Here is an 18260-nt window from a genome sequence, read left to right on the forward strand (position 1 = left end):
CGACACGGGTGCGCCCGTATCCTCGGGCGGGTGAGAGTGGGTGTCCTCGGTGCCGTGCAGGCGTCCCTGGGCGACGGCCCCGTCGACCTGGGCACGCGCAAGCAACGTGCCCTGGTGGCTGCCCTCGCCATGAACCACGGGCGTCCGGTCTCGGTCGACGCCCTCGTCGACCTGCTCTGGCCCCATGGTGCGCCCCCCGGGGTGAGCGGCACCCTGCAGGCCTACGTCGCGGGGTTGCGGCGCTCCCTCGAGCCGGACCGGGCCGCCCGCGCGCCGTCGACCGTGCTGGTCACGGTCGCGCCGGGATACGCCCTGCGCGTCGCCGACGACGCACTCGACGCGGCGCGCTTCGACCGAGCCGTCAGCCGGGCGCACCGACGCATCGGCCAGCTGGCCGGGCTCCACCAGCCCAGCGGCCTGTCGACCGAGGAGCTCACGGCGGTCATCGCCGAGCTGGACGAGGCCCTGTCGCTCTGGCGCGGCACGCCCTACCTCGAGCTGGAGGACGCGCCCTCCGCGGTCGCCGAGCGGGCTCGGCTTGAGGAGCTGCGCGTCGTCGCGCTGGAGGACCGCGCCGTCGCGTCGCTCGAGCTGGGCCAGCACGCCACGGTGGCCGGCGAGCTCGAGTCGCTCACCACGGCCTACCCGTTGCGCGAGCGGTTGTGGGGGCTACGGGCCCTGGCGCTGACGCGGGCCGGCCGGCAGGCCGAGGCCCTCGACGCGCTGCGCGAGGTGCGCGACGTCCTGGCCGACGAGCTCGGGCTGGAGCCGGGTCAGGAGCTGCGCGACCTCCAGTCGGCCGTGCTTCGCCAGGACCCCACGCTGGACTGGCAGCCCGGGATCTCCGCTCCAGCCCCCGAGCCGGTGCGCGCGACGACCACGGCCCGCATCCAGTCGTTCGTCCCGACCCTGCCGCCGTGGCCCCTCGTCGGGCGGGACGACCAGCTGGCCGACCTCGTCGGTGCCCTCGAGCAGGCCGAGTCGGGGTCGGTCGCGCTGGCGGCGCTGGTCGGGGAGCCGGGCATCGGGAAGAGCCGGTTGGCCGGCGAGCTGGCCAAGCTGGCCGGCGAACGCGGCGCCACGGTGCTGCTGGGCCGGTGCTCGCAGGACGACGGAGCCCCGCCGCTGTGGCCGTGGCAGCAGGTGCTGCGGGCGCTGGGGCGCGACCTGCCCGAGGAGACCGAGGGCGACGAGGACGGCGGTGGCCGGTTCCGGACCTGGGAGGCGATCGCGGGAGCGGTGGCCGAGGCGGCGTCGGAGCGCACCATCGTGGTGCTGCTCGACGACCTGCACTGGGCCGACGTCGCGTCGTTGCGGGTGCTGCGACTGCTCGGCGAGACCGTCCAGCAGGGCCGGCTGCTGGTGCTCGGCACCTGGCGCAGCCACCCCGAACCCACCGACGCCCTGCTCGACGCGGTCGAGACCTTCGCCCGCAGGCACGCCGTGCGCCTCGACCTGCAGGGCCTCAGCGCCGACGACGCCTCGCGGGTGGTGGAGGCGGTCAGCGAGTCGACGCCGTCCGACGGTGAGGCCCGGGCCCTGCGGCAGCGCACGGACGGCAACCCCTTCTTCCTCGTCGAGTACGCCCGGCTGGCTCGCGAGGGTGGCGACCTGTCGGGGCTGATCGCGGAGGCGCACCCACCGGCCGCGGTGCACGACGTCCTCGCGCGGCGCCTGCAACGGCTCCCCGAAGAGGCGGTCTCGACCCTGCGCTGGGCTGCGCTGGTCGGACGGCAGTTCGACCTCGCCACGCTCGCTGCGGTGTCGCGGATCGACGAGGACGACCTGCTCGACCACCTCGACCCCGCGCTCGAGGCGGGTCTCGTGCGTGACGACGGCATCGAGCGGTTCCTCTTCGGTCACGCCCTGGTGCGCGACACCATCTACGCGGCGATCCCTGCGACCCGCAGGGCCAGGGCACACGCCCGCGTCGCGGAGGCACTGTCGGGCATCGCCGGCCGCGAGAACGAGGTGGCCAGGCACTGGCTGTCCGCTGGTCCCGCCCACGCCGCCCGAGCCTGGCTGGCGTGCGTGCGGGCGGCGACCGTGGCCCGCCGGTTGCACGCCTACGAGGAGTCCGCGGACCTGCTCCGCTCGGCCCTCGACGCCCTGCCGGGTGACCCCGACGCCACCCTCGGCGAGCGCTACGACGTGCTGATGGACCTCGCGGACGCCCAGCGCTGGTCCGGTGACTGGGAGGGGCTGGTCGGCACCGCCGAGCAGGCCATCGCCGTCGCCGACGAGATCGGTGACGTCGTCCTCCTCGGCCGGGCCGCCACCGCGACCTCCGTGGGGGCGCTCTGGCAGTCCGGGCCGCACGGGTCGGTCAACGAGGTCGTGGTCGGTGCGCTGCGCCGGGTGCTGCAGGGGCTGCCGACCACCGACGGCGCGTTGCGGTGCCGGGTGATGCTCGCGCTCGCGCTCGAGATCTACTACGGCTCCACCTTCGAGGAACGCAGCGCGCTGGTGGAGGAGGGCATCGCGATCGCGCGGCGGATCGGCGACGAGGCCCTCCTGCTCGACGCCTGCCAGCTCGCCTACGTCGCGCTGTGGCGGCGCTCGACCGCGGAGCTGCGTCGTGACCTGGTGAGCGAGGGGATGGAGCTGGCCCACCGCCTCGGCGACGAGCGCGCCTACGTGGTCACCACGACGTTGCGGGCGGTCGTGGCCGGTGAGCTCGGCCTGGTCGAGGAGATGTGGGAGCACGCCGTCGTGGCGCGCGACTGGGCCAAGCGGTTGCGACTGCCCTACGGCCTGATCGTCCTCGACAGCCTGGAGCTGCCGTGGCTCGCGATGGCCGGGCGGTTCGACGAGTGCGAGCAACGGATGGCCGACATCGTGCGACTCGACCAGGAGATGGCGCTGGGCCAGACCGAGGACGCGACCGCCGGGGCGCTGATGTCGCTGCGGCTGTGGCAGGGCCGCTCGGTCGAGATGGCGCCGATCCTGGAGCAGTTCGCCGAGCACAGCGTGCTGCCCGTGACCGCCACGATGCTGGTGTACTGGCTGCGGGCCGGGCAGGCGGACCAGGCCACGGCGTATGCCGCGACCCATCCCGTCGGCGTGGACGACGACGACTGGTTCTCGATGCTCAACTGGGGTGCCGCTGCCGAGGCCGCGCTCGCCCTGGACGACCACCCGCTCGCCTCCGCGGCCTACGACCGCATGGCGCCGTTCGCCGGTCACTCGTGCTCGGCCGGGTCGGGCAACGCCATCGGTCCGGTGGACGCGTTCCTCGCGCTCGCGGCCGCAGCGGTGGGTGAGCGGGAGCTGGCCGGCAGGCACGCCGACCGGGCGCTCGAGCTCTGCGACCAGTGGCAGATCCCGCTGGCCGCGCAGTGGTTGCGCGACCAGCGGGCGGCGTTCTCGTTCTAGTCGTTCCGGTCGAGCTCAGTCGAGGTAGCGGAAGGCCAGTGCCTCCCGCCGCTCGAAGCCGCGTCGGGTGAGCAGCCACAGGATGTGGTTGGGCCGACCGGTCTTCGCGAACACCTGCCGGCGCAGTGGTCCCGGGACGTCGTGGGCGGCCCACGGCACGAGCGCGAGGACCTGCGCGAAGGTCACGTCCTTGCGGAAGTGCTCCTCCTCGACCTGCTCCCACTCCTCGTTCGTCATCACCCGCTGGATGATGGCGATGGCCTCGGTCTCCTCGTGCCGCAGGTGGCGGCCCAGGCTCTCCCGCGCGGCGCACAGTCGCACGGCCAGCGCCGCCCGGGCGTCTTCGTCGGCGTGCTGCGCGAGGCGTTCGAACCCGGCAGCACACGCCGTCAGGATCGGGTCGATCTCGGCGTGCTCGGCCTCCATCGCCTCGAGGACCCGGCGCTCCGACTCGTCGGCGCGCTCGAGGAGGGTCGGCCAGAGACCGGCGTCCTCGCCCGAGTGGTGGTGGTGGAGCACCTCCGCGAACAGCTCCCACCGGGCGGCGAGGGCGCGCCAGGTGCTGCGGGCCTCGGTCGGGGTGACGCTGGCCGCGGCCGCGAACGCTGCCAGGTCGCGGCGGAAGCCGTGGTGCATCACGTACATCATCATCATGTCGACCGGGCCCGGGTGGGCCGCGGTCTGGCCGGGGAAGGTGAGCTGCTCCGGCCAGAGCGGTGTGGCTGTGGTGGTCATGGTGTAACGCCTTTCAGGTCAATGGTATTCAGAGAGTTGTCGGGAGTTCGCGGATTCAGTGGGTGGTGACGGGCTCGAGCTCCTCGTCCTGCAGCTCCTCGTCCCAGAGCTCGACGTCGTCGTCCTCGACCTCGGCACGGACGTGCGGGAGGACGCGGTCGAGCCAGCGCGGCACCCACCAGTTCCAGTCGCCGAGCAGCGACATGGTGGCCGGGACCAGGACCATGCGGACGACCGTGGCGTCGAGCAGGATCGCGACGGCCATGCCGACGCCGAGCTGCTTGACCACGACGTCGACCTCGCTGGCGAACCCCAGGAAGACCGCGACCATGATCGCCGCCGCGCTCGAGATCACCCGGCCGGTGGCCGACAGTCCCCGCACGACGCTCCCGTGCGAGTCGCCCGTGCGCGCCCAGTCCTCACGGATGCGGGACAGGAGGAACACCTCGTAGTCCATGGACAGGCCGAACAGGATGGCGAACATCAGGATCGGCACCCAGCTCGACACGGCCAGCGGGTGGTCGAGGCCGAGCAGGTCGGTGGCCCAACCCCACTGGAAGACAGCCGTGAGGACGCCGTAGGCCGCGCCGATGCTCAGCAGGTTCATGACCGCGGCCTTGACCGGGATCACGACCGACCGGAAAACCATCGCCAGCAGCAGCACCGAGACGGCCACCACGAAGGCGATGACGATCCACAGCCGCCCGGCCAGCATCTCGGCGATGTCGGCGAAGAACGCGGTGCCACCCGTGAGCTCGGCTCCGGCGGGCAGCTGCGCCCGCACGGCGCGGACCAGGCCCGCGGTGCGCTCGTCGGTCGGCCCGAAGGCCGGGATGGCGTCGAACACGGTGATGGCCGAGTCGGGCGACGTGACGGGCGGCGTGACGGCCACGATGTCGGCCCGGGCCTCGAGGTCGCGAGCCAGGCCGGTCACGGCCGACTCGTCGAGCTTGGCGCGGTCGACGACCACCGTGAGGGGGCCGTTGGTGCCGGCGCCGAACTCGGCACTGACGAGGTCGTAGGCACGACGGGTGGTGAGCTCGGTGGACTGGCTGCTCGGGTCCTGCGGCCAGGTGCGCATGTCGAGCGCCGGCACCGCCAGGGTGAGCATCACGATCGCGGCCGACATCGCCCACAGGAGCGGACGCTTGGCGACCTTGACCGCCCAGCGGGCGGTGAGCGGCATACGGACCGGCTTGGCGACGACGTCGCCAGTGTCGGAGCGACGGGCCGCCCGACGCACCGAGCGGGGCAGGAGCCGGCGACCGGCGAACCGGCACAGCACCGGCACCAGGGTCAGCGAGGCGGCCATCACGCTCAGCACCGCGATCCCGGTCGAGAAGCCGAACGAGCTGTAGACCGGCAGACCCGCGAGGCGCAGCCCCATGAGGGAGACCAGGACGGTGCTGGCCGCGAAGACGACCGAGCGACCCGCGGTGGCTGCGGCGCGACCGGCCGACTCGGTGACGCTGAAACCCTGGGCGAGGTACTCGGCGTGCCGGGTGACGAGCAGCAGCGCGTAGTCGATGCCGACGCCGAGCCCGACCATGGTGGCGACCATGGGGGCTGCGGTGCTGACGTCGGTGGCGGCGGCGAGCAGGGTGATGCCCGCGCTGCCGACGCCGAGCCCGACCAACGCGGTGCCGATCGGCAGGCCGGCGCTGACCACGGACCCGAAGGCGAAGACGAGGATGACGAGGGCGGCGACGATGCCGATGAGCTCCCCACGACCCGCCATCGGGGCGGCCGCGCTCTCGGGCAGCTCGCCACCCAGCTCGACCTGGACCCCGGTGGCCCGCAGGGGGGCGACGGCGGCCTCCATGGGGTCGAGGTTGCCCATCAGGTCGGGGTCGGTGACGGGGGCGTCGTAGCTGACGTTGACGACCGCGGTGTCGCCGTCGGCCGACCGCTCGGCCGGGAAGACCTGGACGACGTGGGGCATGGCCTGCAGCCGGGTCGCCAGCTCCGCGAGGGAGGCGTCGGTCGGTCGTGCGCCGGTGCGGTCGTGCACGACGACGCGGGCGGCGGTGTTGCCGGCGCCGGGCAGGTGGGCGCGCAGCTGGTCGATGCCGACCTGGGAGCGGGCGCCGGGGACGTTGTAGTCGTCCTGCGGGGTGCCGCCGATGGTGGCCGCGAGGCCGACGACGACGAGGGCGAGGACCACCCAGGCACCGAGGGTGCGCCACGGGTGGGCGGCGGCACCGTGGCCGAGGCGGTAGAGGCTGAGTCGATCGGAGCGGTGTCGGCGCGCAGTGGGCCGGGGCAGCAGGGCGGTCATGGTGGTCCTTCGAGTGGTGCGGAGGTGAACTGGTCGGGACCAGCGTCGGCTCACCTGCTTGTGCGCCACTTGGGACTGACTTGGGGTGCCTCCCCGCGCCCGAGCTCAGCCGGGGAGCGTGACCTCCACCCGCAGCGCGCTGTGGTCGGAGGCGACCGACGGCACGGATGGAGACGCCAAGGCGTGTTTGCGTGCGCCCTAGGGGCCTCGCAAACTATGGTGCCTTCATGGCGGGGGAGCAGTTGCGCGACGTGGCAAGGCGGCACTCGGTCGACATCACCAACATTCTCGCTGCCGATGAATTCAGCAGAAGTCGAATCGAACGCGCGAAGGTAGCCCTCAACGCTGACGGCGATGTTCCCGACGGTCTCGACGCCGTAGTCTTTGGGTCCATGGGTCGGCTGGAGGCTACCGCCGAGAGTGACTTCGACTTTCTTGTTATCGCGAATCGTCTGCCCGACGATCCCCAAACCATCCGACTTCTTCTTTCGAAGGTCGACGCACTCAGGCTTCAATGGGTGATCGAAGAGGGAAGGAGTCTTACGGAGGCGACGCGCCCTCCGGGGAGCAGCGGCCTTTTCGGACGAGCCATCGGTGCTTTCGACCTCATCGAATGCATTGGCCTGCAGGACGACACAAACCACTCCCTAACTCGGCGTATGCTCCTTCTCGAGGAGTCACGAAGCCTGATGCGCCCCGAGGTGCACCAACAAGTCGTCCGTGCCGCACTTGCTCGCTACCTGGATCTCGAGGGAGCCGACACTGGGAAGGTGCCGCGGTTCCTCCTCAACGACGTAGTGAGGTACTGGCGCACCATCACGGTCGACTTTCAAGCGAAGGCGTGGGGCGAGGAGTCGGCGTCTGGGTTGAGGTACCTCAAGTTGCTGATCCCCCGAAAGTTGATGTTCGCGGGAACGCTCATGTCCCTGCTCATGTGCGGCAAGACTGGGGGGCACGCGTCGACCGTCGATGACTTGTGCGACCAGTTCGAGATGTCGCCGTTAGATCGACTCGTTGCGCCCTACCTGCTTGCCCCTGGCCACGTTCAAGAGGCAATGGCAGACGTGGTGCGCATCGCAGATCTCTTTATTGAGTGCAGTAGTGCTGCTGAGTGGCGCACTGACGTCGCCAGCGCCAAGAGGTCGGAGCACGTCGTGGGGAGCAATTTTGCCCAGATGCGTGACGAAGCGAGCAAGTTGCAGGCCAACCTTGAGCTGATCTTCTTCGATTGGGAACTGCTCAAGGCGGACGCGCGAAAGATGCTGGTGTTCTAGTGTCGGGGCGCGGTGGTTCACTAGGCATGGACGTTCGTACGGGAGAGGACGAGACTGTGATCGTGGAAGCCCGACAGGAGGTCGGCGCAGGCGTGCGCGCGACGGTTGTGGAGCGCCTGGCGACGGATCCCGATCTGAAGGCGATATTGGCGACCTCTCTTGGAGTCCCAACATCGAGTGTAGAAAAAATGATTGAGCAGGAATTCTGGGACCTAGATCTCGGCCTGACCGTCGCAAATTTGCTGCGCATACCGCTGCGTGTAAGTCATGGTTGACTCACAGACGTTCGAGGACAGTTTGCCCTGTCCTGACTGTGGTTTTGTATTGTGGAATCCCATTGGACGGCTTACTTCGTCGTGGGTGGGATTGTATGACGATTCACGGTTTCCTGGCAGGCTTATCATCACCCTTCGATCGCACTTCGATCATTTTGACGAGGTGCCAGAGGAGTTGATGGAGGCGTTCGTGCGCGATGTTCAGAGGGCTGCGCAGGAGCTACGAAAGACACTGGGCGCGGACAGAGTGAATATTGCAATCCTCGGAAACCAAGAGAGTCATGTTCATGCCCACGTTATTCCGCGCATGTGTATGAACGAGCCATTGCCACAGCAATCGCCCTGGGCTGACCCACGGCCAAGAGGTGTGCTGGATCGGGCGACTCGAGACAAAATTCTCTCGACATTGGCTGGCGCATTTATCGACTGAGATTGACCTCTACCCGCAGCGCGCTGTGGTCGGAGGCGACCGACGGCAGCACCTGTGCGGAGACCGCCACCACTCCCCCGCCCACCCACACGTAGTCGATGCGACGCGGCGGCGGCTCGGCGTCGAAGGTGTGCCCCTCGCCCTCCCCGACGAGGGTCCAGGCATCGTCGAGCCGAGCCGCGAGGCACCGGTATGCCGGTGAGCCGGGTGTCGTGTTCAGGTCGCCGAGGAGCACGGTCGGGCGCGCGTCGAGGGTGGCCACGATCGCCTCGGCCTGTCGGGTCCGCTCGACCTCGCTGTCCCACTGCAGATGGGTGCCCAGCACCCTGAGCGGTCTTCCCTCGACCACCACGGTGGCCTCCAGCAGGCCGCGCTGCTCGCTGCCCTCGAAGCACGGCAACAGGGTGTTCGTCGACGACTCGAGCGGCAGGCGGCTGAGCAGGGCCGTGCCGTACTGCGAGCGCGGGGCGCCCGGGTGAGCGGGCTCCCCGTCGAGGTTCGCGGCATACGCGAGGTGCATGCCGAGCCGCTGGGCGAGGACGCCGGGCTGGTCCTCGAACCCGCTCTGCTCGCGGCGGAAGCGGTCGACCTCCTGGAGCGCCACCACGTCGGCGCCGCTGTCGTCGATGACGTCGGCGAGCCGGTCGAGGTCGAGTCGGCCGTCGAGCCCGACACCGCTGTGGATGTTGTAGCTGAGCAACCCCAGAGGCATGCGGGTCAGCCTTGCTGACGGCGCAGCATGGGTGGCAGGTAGGCCGCGCCGGGCGCATCGGGTCCGGTGGCCGCGCGGTCGGCGGGGTTGGAGATGCCGCACTGCTTGAGTGAGAGGCAGCCGCAGCCGATGCAGGAGTCCAGCTTGTCCCGCAGCGCCTCCAGGGCGGCCACTCGCTCGTCCAGCCGGGTCCGCCAGTGCGCCGAGATCCGGTGCCAGTCGGCCTTGGTGGGCGTGCGGTTGGACGGCAGGCCGGCCAGCTCCGCGCGGATCTCCTCCAGGGTGAGGCCGACGTTGCTCGCCGCCCGGATGAAGGCGAGCCGACGCAGCACGCTGCGCTGGTAGCGCCGCTGGCCGCCGGCCGTCCGGGACGCCTCGACGAGGCCCTCCCGCTCGTAGTAGCGCAGTGCAGAGGCCGCGAAACCGCTGCGGTGCGCGACCTCCGACACCGTGAGCACGTCGGTGGTGTCCACGATCTGCCTCCTTCGGTCGGGGGGGGGGGGGGGGGGGGGGGGGGGGCGCAACGGAGGGCACCTGTCATGAACACCGCACTCGTCACCGGCGGCTCGGCCGGTCTGGGCCTGGCCCTGGCCCGCGACCTCGCGGCCGACGGTTGGCACGTCGTGGTCGACGCCCGCGACGCCGATCGGCTCACGCACGTGGTCGGGTCGCTGCACGGCAGGGTCACGGCGGTCGCGGGCGACGTGACCGACCCGGACCACCGCGAGGCGCTGGCGGCTGCGGCCCTGGCCACCGGTCGGCTCGACCTGCTCGTCCACAACGCCAGCACGCTCGGCCCCACCCCGCTGCCGGCGCTCGCGGACCTCGACCTCGACGCCTTCGACGGCGTGTGGCTGACCAATGTGGTGGCACCGCTCGCGCTCACGCAGCTCGTGCTGCCGGCCCTGCGTGCCACCGGTGGGATGCTGCTCGGAATCTCCTCGGACGCGGCCGTCGAGCACTACGAGGGATGGGGTGCGTATGCCGCGTCGAAGGCCGCCCTTGACCAGGTCGTCCTCACGCTGGGCGCGGAGAACCCGGAGGTCGCCGCCTACGCGGTGGACCCCGGCGACATGCGCACGGCCATGCACCAGGCGGCCTTCCCGGGCGAGGACATCAGCGACCGACCGCTCCCGGAGTCGGTGGTGCCTGCCCTGCGCGCGTTGCTGCGCACCCGTCCGGCCAGTGGCCGTTACCGGGCCTCCGAGCTCGCCCCCGAGCCGGTCCACCCGTCGACCGAGGCGGTGTCCGCGTGACCCGCCTGTCCGTCGCGCCGCTGACGCAGTTCGCCAGCCCGGGCGACACCACGGCCCCGGCGCCGCCCGAGGAACGCGGGGTGGCCCGGGACGAGGTGCGCCTCTTGGTGGCGACCGACGAAGGGGTGGCGCACGCGCGCTTCCGCGACCTCGCGGCATACCTCGCGCCCGGCGACCTCGTGGTCATCAACAACTCCGCCACCCTGGCGGCGGAGTTCGACGCCGTCCTGCGGGGCCGCGGTCCGGTGGTCGTGCACGCGGCGACGAGTCTCGACGACGGCACGTGGGTGGTCGAGCTGCGCTCCGCCCCCGATGCCGCCCGCGCCGTGCTCGACTCCGCCGCCGGGGCGGAGCTCGACCTGCCCGGCGGTGGCCGACTGACCCTGCTGGCGCCGTATCCCCGGCCGCACTCCTCCCCGACCGGTCGCGGCAACCGGCTCTGGAGGGCGGCGGTCAGCGGCCCTCGACCCATCGAGCAGCACCTGGTCCGCTACGGACGGCCGATCGCCTACGGCTACCTCGATCGGAGCTACCCGCTCTCCGCCTACCAGACGGTCTTCGCCAGCCGACCCGGCAGTGCCGAGATGCCCAGTGCCGGAAGGCCGTTCAGCCACGAGCTGGTGAGCGACCTGGTTTCGCATGGCATCGGGGTGGCTGCGGTCACGCTCCACACCGGGGTGTCGTCCCAGGAGGCCGGCGAGGCGCCGCAGCCCGAGTGGTTCGAGGTCTCGGGTCTGGCGGCCCGGTTGGTCAACGCGACCCGCGCCGAGGGCGGTCGGGTGGTGGCCGTGGGCACCACCGTCACCCGAGCCCTCGAGTCCGCGGTGGAGCGGTCGGCCCCCGACGAGCCGGTCGTCGTCCCCAGGGCGGGCTGGACGACGCGGGTCGTCTCCCGCGACGACCCGCCCCGCGTGGTGACCGGGCTGGTCACCGGCTGGCACGACCCGCAGGCCTCGCACCTCCTGCTCGTGGAGGCCGTGGCGGGGCGGGAGCTGACCCAGCGGGCCTACGACGAGGCCACCAGGGGCGGCTACCTGTGGCACGAGTTCGGCGACTCCGCCCTCCTGCTGCCCGGTCGGGCACCACGGGGCGCGCCCAGGTCCTGACCTGCCTAGGATCCGGACATGACCTTGGGTGAGCTGCTCGTCGACGCCTTCGACCGGATCCGGGAGGGCGCGTGCGACGCCGTCGACGGACTGACGCCCGACCAGCTCGCCGAGCGCCCCAGCGACCGGGCCAACTCGATCGGGTGGCTGGTCTGGCACCTCGCGCGGGTGCAGGACGACCACGTCGCCGCGGTGGCCGACCGCGAGCAGGTCTGGACCGGCGAGGGCTGGCACGAGCGGTTCGGGCTGCCGTTCGACGCCGACGACACCGGCTACGGCCACACGAGCGAGCAGGTCGCGCAGGTGCGGGGCCTGGCGGCCGACGACCTCGTCGCCTACCTCGAGGCGGTGCACGCGGTCACCGTGGAGTTCGTCCGACCGCTGACCCCCGACGACCTCGGCCGCGTGGTCGACGAACGCTGGGACCCGCCGGTGACCCTCGGGGTGCGGCTGGTGAGCGTCGTCAACGACGACCAGCAGCACGTCGGGCAGGCCGCCTTCATCCGGGGGTTGCTGACCCGCTGACGCGGAGCCGGCTCAGCGGTAGCGGCGCGCCAGCTCGAGGGCGCGGTGCGGGTAGTCGGCCCCGAAGAGCACCGCGTGCACCAGCAGGGGGTGCAGCTGGTGCAGCGCGACGCGCTCGTGCCACTGGGCATCGAGGCGGTGCTGGCCCAGGTAGCCGCCGACCACGAAGTCCCAGTGCGGACAGCCGAACAGCGCGAGCATCGCCAGGTCGGTCTCGCGGTGCCCACCGTGGGCGGCCGGGTCGATGAGGACCGCCCCGGTCGGGGTCCACGCGATGTTGCCCGACCAGAGGTCGCCGTGGATGCGCGCCGGCGCGGACCCGTCGTCGAACTCGCCGTCGTGCAGCCGGCGGGCGACTCGCTCGAAGACGGCCCGGTCGTGTCGGTGGAACAGGCCCCGGTCCACCGCCGCTGCCAGCATGGGCAGGAGCCGTTGGTCGGCGTAGAAGGAGCCCCACGACTCGTCGGGGGTCAGCCCCAGCGGCAGCAGCTGCGTTGCCGGGCCGAGGAACCCGTCGCCCTCCCACCCCTGTGGAGGGCTCCCGAACGCGGGCGCGCCGGCGTCGTGCGTCTTCGCGAGGGCCGCCCCGAACGCCTCGGCCATCGCGGGGTCGGGGTTGGCGAACGACAGCTTCTCCAGGTCGAGGTGCTGGTCGCCCACGTCGAGCACCTTGACGACCGCTGCCCCACCCGGCGCGTCGGCCAGCCACGCGAGACCCGCGGCCTCCCACTGGAAGTAGCCGGCCGGGGCCGAGCGGCTGCCCTTGCGGAAGACAGCCGCCGGCTGCTGCTCGCTCACGAAGGGTCCCCCTCTCGGAGGCGCACGCCGACCATCCCGCCATCTAACCGCGTGGGCCCGCCGAGCCGCCTGCGCGGCATACCGGATCTTTGCCAAGCCCGGCCGGAGGGCATACCGCCCGTTCGCCCGTTGTATGCCGCGCGGCTGGCACGGTGCCTGCATGCAGCTCACGATCCGGGTGCGTCCCCGTCTGGCGGCCATTGCCGCGCTCCTGCTCGTCGCCTTCCTGGCCACCACGGCGCGCAGCGCCCTCGCCGCCACCCCCCTGACGGTGGCCCAGGCCATCGCCACGCAGGACGGCTCGAGCCAGGCGGTCACCGGCTACATCGTCGGTGAGCCGGTCGCCACCAGCACGGTGAACCGGTCGGGCTTCACCGGTGACCTGGCGATCGCGCTGGCGGACAGCGCCTCCGAGACGGGCACCTCGCGGATGCTCTACGTGCAGCTGACGACCCAGTGGCGCTCGGCGTGGGGGCTGAAGACGAACCCGTCGAAGCTCGGCACGAAGGTCACGGTCACCGGCCAGCTGACGGCCTACTTCGCCCACGCCGGCCAGAAGTCGCCGACCGCCATCACCGGTGGCACCCCCGACCCCGATCCGACCACGACGACCCCGCCGCCGACGACCACGACCAGCTCGCCGACGGACACCTACTACGCCAGCGCCCTCGGCAAGTCGGGTTCGGCGCTGCGCAGCTCGCTGCACTCGATCATCAAGAACCAGACGGTGCTGACCTACGACCAGGTCTGGGACGCGCTGAAGGACACCGACCAGGACCCGGCCAACAGCAACAACGTGATCGAGATCTACTCGGGTCGCTCGATCGCCAAGTCCGACAACGGTGGCGGGGTCGACCAGTGGAACCGCGAGCACGTCTGGGCCAAGAGCCACGGTGACTTCGGCACGGCGAACGGCCCGGGCACCGACGTCCACCACCTGCGCCCCGAGGACGTCACGGTCAACAGCGACCGCGGCAACCTCGACTTCGACAACGGCGGCTCGGCCGTCAACCAGTGCTCCGACTGCTGGCGCGACGCCGACTCGTTCGAGCCGCGCGATGCCGTCAAGGGCGACGTGGCGCGGATGGTGCTCTACATGGCGATCCGCTACGAGGGCGACGACGGCTGGCCCAACCTCGAGCCGAACAACTCGGTCGCCAACGGCACCGCCCCCTACATCGGGAAGCTCACGGTGCTCAAGGCGTGGAGCGCGGGTGACCCACCGGACGCCTTCGAAAAGCGCCGAAACCAGGTCATCTACGACACCTGGCAGCACAACCGCAACCCGTTCGTCGACCACCCCGAGTGGGTCTCCTCGATCTGGCCCTAGCTCCGTCGCGCCAAACCCTCGGCTGGGTCGCTGACCTGCGGGTACGGTGGTTTGGTGACGATCGACACCACCGACGAGGACGCGCGTCGCGCGGAGGCCCTCCACGAGGACGCGGGCCAGCGTGGCCTGGAGGCGGCCAAGCGCCTGATGGACGCGCTCGCGGGCAACCTCGAGGGGCTCGACGACCTCACGCCGTACCTCGAGCGGCTCGTGCAGGCGGTCAACGCCAACATCGACGGATGTGACTGCGTGGGCGTCACCGTCGTCATGGAGGACCGTCCGCGCACCGCCGCCTACACGACGGCCGGGACCCTCGAGATCGATGCGGTGCAGTACGCCGTGGGCGACGGGCCGTGCCTCGACGCCTTCCGCAACGGCCGGGAGAACCTCGTGGACCTCGCCGGTGGCGAGGAGCGTTGGCCGGCCTTCATCCAGGGCTGCGACCCGGGTGACGTGCAGACCCTGCTGGCGCTCCCGCTCGAGTCGGGTGGTCGTCGCTTCGGCGCGCTCAACCTCTACGGCTATGCGCGAAACGCTTTTGACCACACCGATCTCGAGCTCGTGCGGATGGCAGCCCGGCGCGCTGCGGATGCCCTGGCCGCTGCGGTCCACCTGGTCGGCGCACGCGAGGTGGCCGGTCAGATGGAGCAGGCGATGGCGTCCCGGGCCGTCATCGAGCAGGCCAAGGGGCTGCTCATGGGTCGGCACCAGATCGACGAGATGGTGGCCTTCGAGCTGCTCCGCCGCCAGTCGCAGGAGCAGAACCTCAAGCTGCGCGTGCTGGCTGCCCAGCTGGTTGCCGAAGCTCGATCTTCCCGTTCAGAGGCAATCTGAGCTAGTCTCCGAAGCACCTGAAGCAACCGGGTCGGCCACTTGGCCACTCGGTTGCTTTTTTTGTGCCCTGGAGGTTGCGAGATGCGCAGTACCCCTCACAGCTGTCGCGCGGGCGTCACCGACTGCGGCAGTCGGACCTCTCCCGGTCTCGGTGCGCGGTGCGCCCACGCGCCTCGTCGCCCTGCCCTGCGGAGCCCCGGCGGGACCGCGTTCGCTCCCCCGTCCACGGCCGACCCGTCGACGCTGCTGGTCTACGTGATGGACATCTACGACCCGGCGTCCTGGGCCTACCTCCCATCGGTCAGCGCCGTGTTGAGCGCAGCCTGCTCGCTCGTCGACGTCGAGGTCGTCCAGTCCGGTCGGTTCGCCACCGGGTCACCCGCGGCCTGCCTCATCGCGTTGCTGGCTGCGGCCGACCTCCCGGTGTCGACCGTGCTGGGTGCGGTGCAGCACCAGTACTTCGTCGGGGGCCAGCCCCTCGATGCGCCGGGTGTGCTCGGCTCGATCGCGAACGACCTGGGGCTGGACGGACCGGCGATCGAGATCTTCGCCCACAGCCCGCGCGCGCGGCAGCTCGCGTCGGAGGACTTCGAGCTGGCCCACGACCTCGACCTCGGTGGTGGCCCCGTCCTGCTGGCGAGTCGCGGTGAGCACATCTTCGAGTTCGACGGTCCGGGGGCGAGTGGGGACCGGTTGGTGGACCAGTTCAGGACGGTGCTCACGAGGCCGTAGGGTCTGGACATGGCCCGACCGCACGCCGCCTCCATCGTCGAGGACGCCTGGCACCGCCAGGTCGACTCGGTGCTGCGCCGCCGCGGGTGGCAGACCCGCATCGTCGCGCACACCGGCTACGGCTCGGAGGAGTTCGCGCGCGTCCTCGGACGGGTCCTGCTCACCCGCCGCTCCGATCGGAGCGAGGGAGGTGAGCGCGCCGACGCAGGCGCCTCGACTGCCGAGCTGAGGTCGGCCGAGGACGAGCGCCGTGGGTGGCGGGCCTTCATCACGGCCCCGGCCATGAACGTCCCGGTGACGATCACCCTGGGCGCCAAGACCGTGCACACCCGCACCGACCGCAGCGGTTACATCGACACCAAGGTGCGCGACCACGGCCTTCCGCCCGGCTGGCACGAGGCCAGGCTGACCGCGGTCGACGCCGAGGACACGACGGCCACGGTGCTCGTGGTCGGGTCCGACGAGACCTTCGGGCTGATCAGCGACATCGACGACACCGTCATCTCGACCTCGCTGCCGCGCCCGATGATCGCGGCCTGGAACACCTTCGTGAAGAGCGAGAACGCCCGCCACGTCGTGCCCGGCATGGCGACGATGTACCGCGAGCTGCTGGCCGAGCACCCCAACGCCCCGATGGTCTACGTGTCCACCGGCGCCTGGAACACCGCGCCGACCCTGACCCGCTTCCTCCGTCGCCACGGCTACCCGCCCGGCCCGCTGCTGCTCACCGACTGGGGCCCGACGAACACCGGGTGGTTCCGGTCCGGTCAGGACCACAAGCGCGCCTGCCTGCACCGGCTGGCCAACGAGTTCCCCCACATCCGCTGGGTCCTCGTCGGCGACGACGGCCAGCACGACCCCAAGATCTATGGCGACTTCGTCGAGCAGCGCCCCGACACCGTTGCGGCCATTGCGATCCGCGAGCTGACGCCGAGCGAGCAGGTGCTGTCACACGGCATACCGGTGTCGTTGGAGGAGTTCACGCCGGCTCGCGGGCGGCACGAGAAGGAAGTGCCGGTATGCCGCGCGGGCGACGGCTACGGGCTGGTGCGCCTCCTGCGCGTGGCCCTGGGTGCGACGACCGCACCCGACGCCTGAGCCGCCTAGCGGGCGGCGATGTCCAGGTGGGGGGAGTCGGCGCAGGGCGTGTCCTCGCGTGAGGGCAGGCCGACGGCGGTCAGCGCCGCGCCGCCGACGAGCAGGCCGGCGCACACGATCATCGCGAGGCGGTAGGACGGCGCGAGCGCGTCGGCCGACGCGTAGTCGGCCCCACCCAGCCCGACCAGCGGCGGCAGGGCCGCGACGGCCAGGAGGCCGGCCGTCCGCGCCACCGCGTTGTTGACCCCGCTGGCCGTGCCCGCGAGCTCGTCGGGCGCTGCGGCCAGCACCGTGCCGGTCAGCGGTGCGACCGTCATCGACAGCCCCAGCCCGACGAGCGAGATGCCGGGCAGGACGTGGAGGACGAACGAAGGGTCGCGAGGAGCCATCGCGAGGAGGGCGAATCCCGCTGCGCCGACGAGGGTGCCGCCGATCATGAAGGGCCGGGGGGCCGACCGGGCAGCCATCGTGCCGAACCGGCGGGCGAGGACCAGCATGATGATGCTCAGGGGCAGCGTCGCCGCCCCGGCCTCGAGTGCCGACCAGCCCGCCACCGTCTGCAGGAAGAGCATGAGGAATAGCAGCGCGGCCGACAGCCCCGCGTAGACGAGCAGCGTGACCAGGTTGATCGTCGTGAAGACCCGGTTGGCGAAGAGCGAGGGCGGGACCATCGGCGCCCGGGCATGGACCTCGGCCCACGCGAAGCCGGCGAGGGCGAGCACCCCGATCACGCCGACCACCACCGCCCGCGCGGTGACCCCGTCCGACAGGGCGGTCAGACCGTACGTGAGCGCAGCCAGCCCGACCACCGCGAGGGCGATACCGGTGAGGTCGATGTGCTTGCTGGCCAACGGGTTCCGCGACTCGGGCACGAACTTCACGGCCAGCACGACCACCACCACGGCGAGCGGCACGTTGAGCCAGAAGGCCCACCTCCAGTCGTGTTCGACGAGCCATCCACCGACGACCGGGCCGGAGGCCGACGCCACGCCCAGCAGACCGGTCCACGCACCGATGGCAGCCATCCGGTCGTCCCGGTGGAACGACGCCTGGAGGACGGCCAGGCTGCCCGGCACCAGCAGGGCAGCGCACAGCCCCTGGACGGCCCGGGCGGCGACGAGCACCCCCACGGTGGGTGACAGCGCGCACAGCGCGGAGGCGATACCGAAGCCGCCCACGCCCACGGCATACATGGTCCGTCGCCCGAACCGGTCACCCAGCGAGCCGCCGAGCAGGATGAAGGCGGCCAACGTCAGGGCGTAGGCGTTGACCACCCACTGGAGCCCGGCGAGGTCGGCGTCGAGGTCGCGTCCGATGGTGGGGAGCGCGACGTTGACGATGGTGCTGTCGAGGAGGGCGATGCCGCTGCCCAGCACGGTCGTGGCCAGGGCCAGGCGTCCCGCGGGCGACTTGAGCCGGAGGAGCTCGTGCGGGGCCACTTCTGTCGTCATGCTGCCGCTCTCGTCATGGGCTCATCGTCGCACCGCGGCGGAACTCCGGCT

General features: G+C 71.4%; 17 protein-coding genes. 11 read left to right on the forward strand and 6 right to left on the reverse strand.

Features of this window, described 5'->3' with window-relative positions:
* Positions 1–30 precede the first annotated feature (30 nt).
* Positions 31–3375 (forward strand): BTAD domain-containing putative transcriptional regulator, encoded by a 3345-nt coding sequence (locus AC1DWJ_RS04050; RefSeq protein ID WP_477620033.1) that lies wholly within the window; start codon positions 31–33, stop codon positions 3373–3375.
* A 15-nt stretch (positions 3376–3390) separates the two neighbouring features.
* Here the strand turns inward: AC1DWJ_RS04050 and AC1DWJ_RS04055 are convergent, their stop codons facing one another.
* Positions 3391–4110: a hemerythrin domain-containing protein gene (locus AC1DWJ_RS04055; protein ID WP_477620034.1), complete on the reverse strand. Its 720-nt coding sequence runs from the start codon at positions 4108–4110 to the stop codon at positions 3391–3393.
* A 55-nt stretch (positions 4111–4165) separates the two neighbouring features.
* Complete coding sequence (locus tag AC1DWJ_RS04060) at positions 4166–6388, reverse strand: MMPL family transporter (protein ID WP_477620035.1); 2223 nt, start codon at positions 6386–6388, stop codon at positions 4166–4168.
* A 227-nt stretch (positions 6389–6615) separates the two neighbouring features.
* Here AC1DWJ_RS04060 and AC1DWJ_RS04065 point away from each other — a divergent pair, with 227 nt between their 5' ends.
* The 3 genes from AC1DWJ_RS04065 to AC1DWJ_RS04075 all read left to right on the forward strand — a co-directional run bounded on the left by AC1DWJ_RS04065 (position 6616) and on the right by AC1DWJ_RS04075 (position 8367).
* On the forward strand, positions 6616–7662 hold the full coding sequence (locus AC1DWJ_RS04065) for a hypothetical protein (protein ID WP_477620036.1): 1047 nt from the start codon (positions 6616–6618) through the stop codon (positions 7660–7662).
* A gap of 62 nt (positions 7663–7724) precedes the next feature.
* Positions 7725–7937 carry a hypothetical protein gene (locus AC1DWJ_RS04070; RefSeq protein WP_477620037.1) on the forward strand — a complete coding sequence of 71 codons (213 nt, stop codon included), beginning with the start codon at positions 7725–7727 and terminating at the stop codon, positions 7935–7937.
* Positions 7930–8367, forward strand: coding sequence for an HIT family protein (locus tag AC1DWJ_RS04075; RefSeq protein WP_477620038.1), 438 nt, complete (start codon positions 7930–7932; stop codon positions 8365–8367). Before AC1DWJ_RS04070 ends, AC1DWJ_RS04075 begins: the two co-directional genes overlap by 8 nt.
* Here the strand turns inward: AC1DWJ_RS04075 and AC1DWJ_RS04080 are convergent.
* Positions 8357–9079 carry an endonuclease/exonuclease/phosphatase family protein gene (locus tag AC1DWJ_RS04080; RefSeq protein WP_477620039.1) on the reverse strand — a complete coding sequence of 241 codons (723 nt, stop codon included), beginning with the start codon at positions 9077–9079 and terminating at the stop codon, positions 8357–8359. The two genes, AC1DWJ_RS04075 and AC1DWJ_RS04080, sit on opposite strands and share 11 nt — an antisense overlap.
* A 5-nt stretch (positions 9080–9084) precedes the next feature.
* Positions 9085–9552 (reverse strand): redox-sensitive transcriptional activator SoxR, encoded by a 468-nt coding sequence (soxR, locus tag AC1DWJ_RS04085; RefSeq protein WP_457254376.1) that lies wholly within the window; start codon positions 9550–9552, stop codon positions 9085–9087.
* Positions 9553–9618: 66 nt separating this feature from the next.
* On the opposite strand from soxR, the gene AC1DWJ_RS04090 reads away from it, so the two are divergent.
* From AC1DWJ_RS04090 to AC1DWJ_RS04100, 3 genes are read left to right on the forward strand one after another with little or no spacing between them, the layout of a single operon-like run.
* The gene (locus AC1DWJ_RS04090; protein WP_457254375.1) at positions 9619–10335 is read left to right on the forward strand and encodes an SDR family NAD(P)-dependent oxidoreductase; all 717 of its coding nucleotides are present in this window, start codon (positions 9619–9621) and stop codon (positions 10333–10335) included.
* The gene (locus tag AC1DWJ_RS04095) at positions 10332–11441 is read left to right on the forward strand and encodes an S-adenosylmethionine:tRNA ribosyltransferase-isomerase (protein ID WP_477620040.1); all 1110 of its coding nucleotides are present in this window, start codon (positions 10332–10334) and stop codon (positions 11439–11441) included. Before AC1DWJ_RS04090 ends, AC1DWJ_RS04095 begins: the two co-directional genes overlap by 4 nt.
* A gap of 18 nt (positions 11442–11459) precedes the next feature.
* Positions 11460–11966 (forward strand): mycothiol transferase, encoded by a 507-nt coding sequence (locus AC1DWJ_RS04100; RefSeq protein ID WP_477620041.1) that lies wholly within the window; start codon positions 11460–11462, stop codon positions 11964–11966.
* 12 nt (positions 11967–11978) lie between these two features.
* On the opposite strand, the gene AC1DWJ_RS04105 is transcribed toward AC1DWJ_RS04100, so the two are convergent.
* Positions 11979–12764: a fructosamine kinase family protein gene (locus tag AC1DWJ_RS04105; protein ID WP_457254372.1), complete on the reverse strand. Its 786-nt coding sequence runs from the start codon at positions 12762–12764 to the stop codon at positions 11979–11981.
* 160 nt (positions 12765–12924) lie between these two features.
* Between AC1DWJ_RS04105 and AC1DWJ_RS04110 the strand changes: the two genes are divergently transcribed.
* The 4 genes from AC1DWJ_RS04110 (at position 12925) to AC1DWJ_RS04125 (ending at position 16758) form a co-directional block, all read left to right on the forward strand.
* Entirely contained in the window at positions 12925–14094 is a 1170-nt protein-coding gene (locus AC1DWJ_RS04110) for an endonuclease (protein ID WP_457254371.1), read from the forward strand.
* Positions 14095–14148: 54 nt separating this feature from the next.
* On the forward strand, positions 14149–14928 hold the full coding sequence (locus tag AC1DWJ_RS04115; RefSeq protein WP_457254370.1) for a GAF and ANTAR domain-containing protein: 780 nt from the start codon (positions 14149–14151) through the stop codon (positions 14926–14928).
* Between the two features lie 81 nt (positions 14929–15009).
* Positions 15010–15660, forward strand: coding sequence for a DsbA family protein (locus AC1DWJ_RS04120; RefSeq protein WP_457254369.1), 651 nt, complete (start codon positions 15010–15012; stop codon positions 15658–15660).
* Between the two features lie 9 nt (positions 15661–15669).
* Positions 15670–16758, forward strand: coding sequence for an App1 family protein (locus tag AC1DWJ_RS04125; protein ID WP_457254368.1), 1089 nt, complete (start codon positions 15670–15672; stop codon positions 16756–16758).
* A gap of 5 nt (positions 16759–16763) precedes the next feature.
* Here the strand turns inward: AC1DWJ_RS04125 and AC1DWJ_RS04130 are convergent, their stop codons facing one another.
* A complete protein-coding gene (locus tag AC1DWJ_RS04130; RefSeq protein ID WP_477620042.1) occupies positions 16764–18209 on the reverse strand; it encodes an MFS transporter in 1446 nt (481 codons plus the stop codon).
* Positions 18210–18260: the final 51 nt, after the last annotated feature.

This window comes from Pedococcus sp. P2_D7, assembly GCF_056404295.1.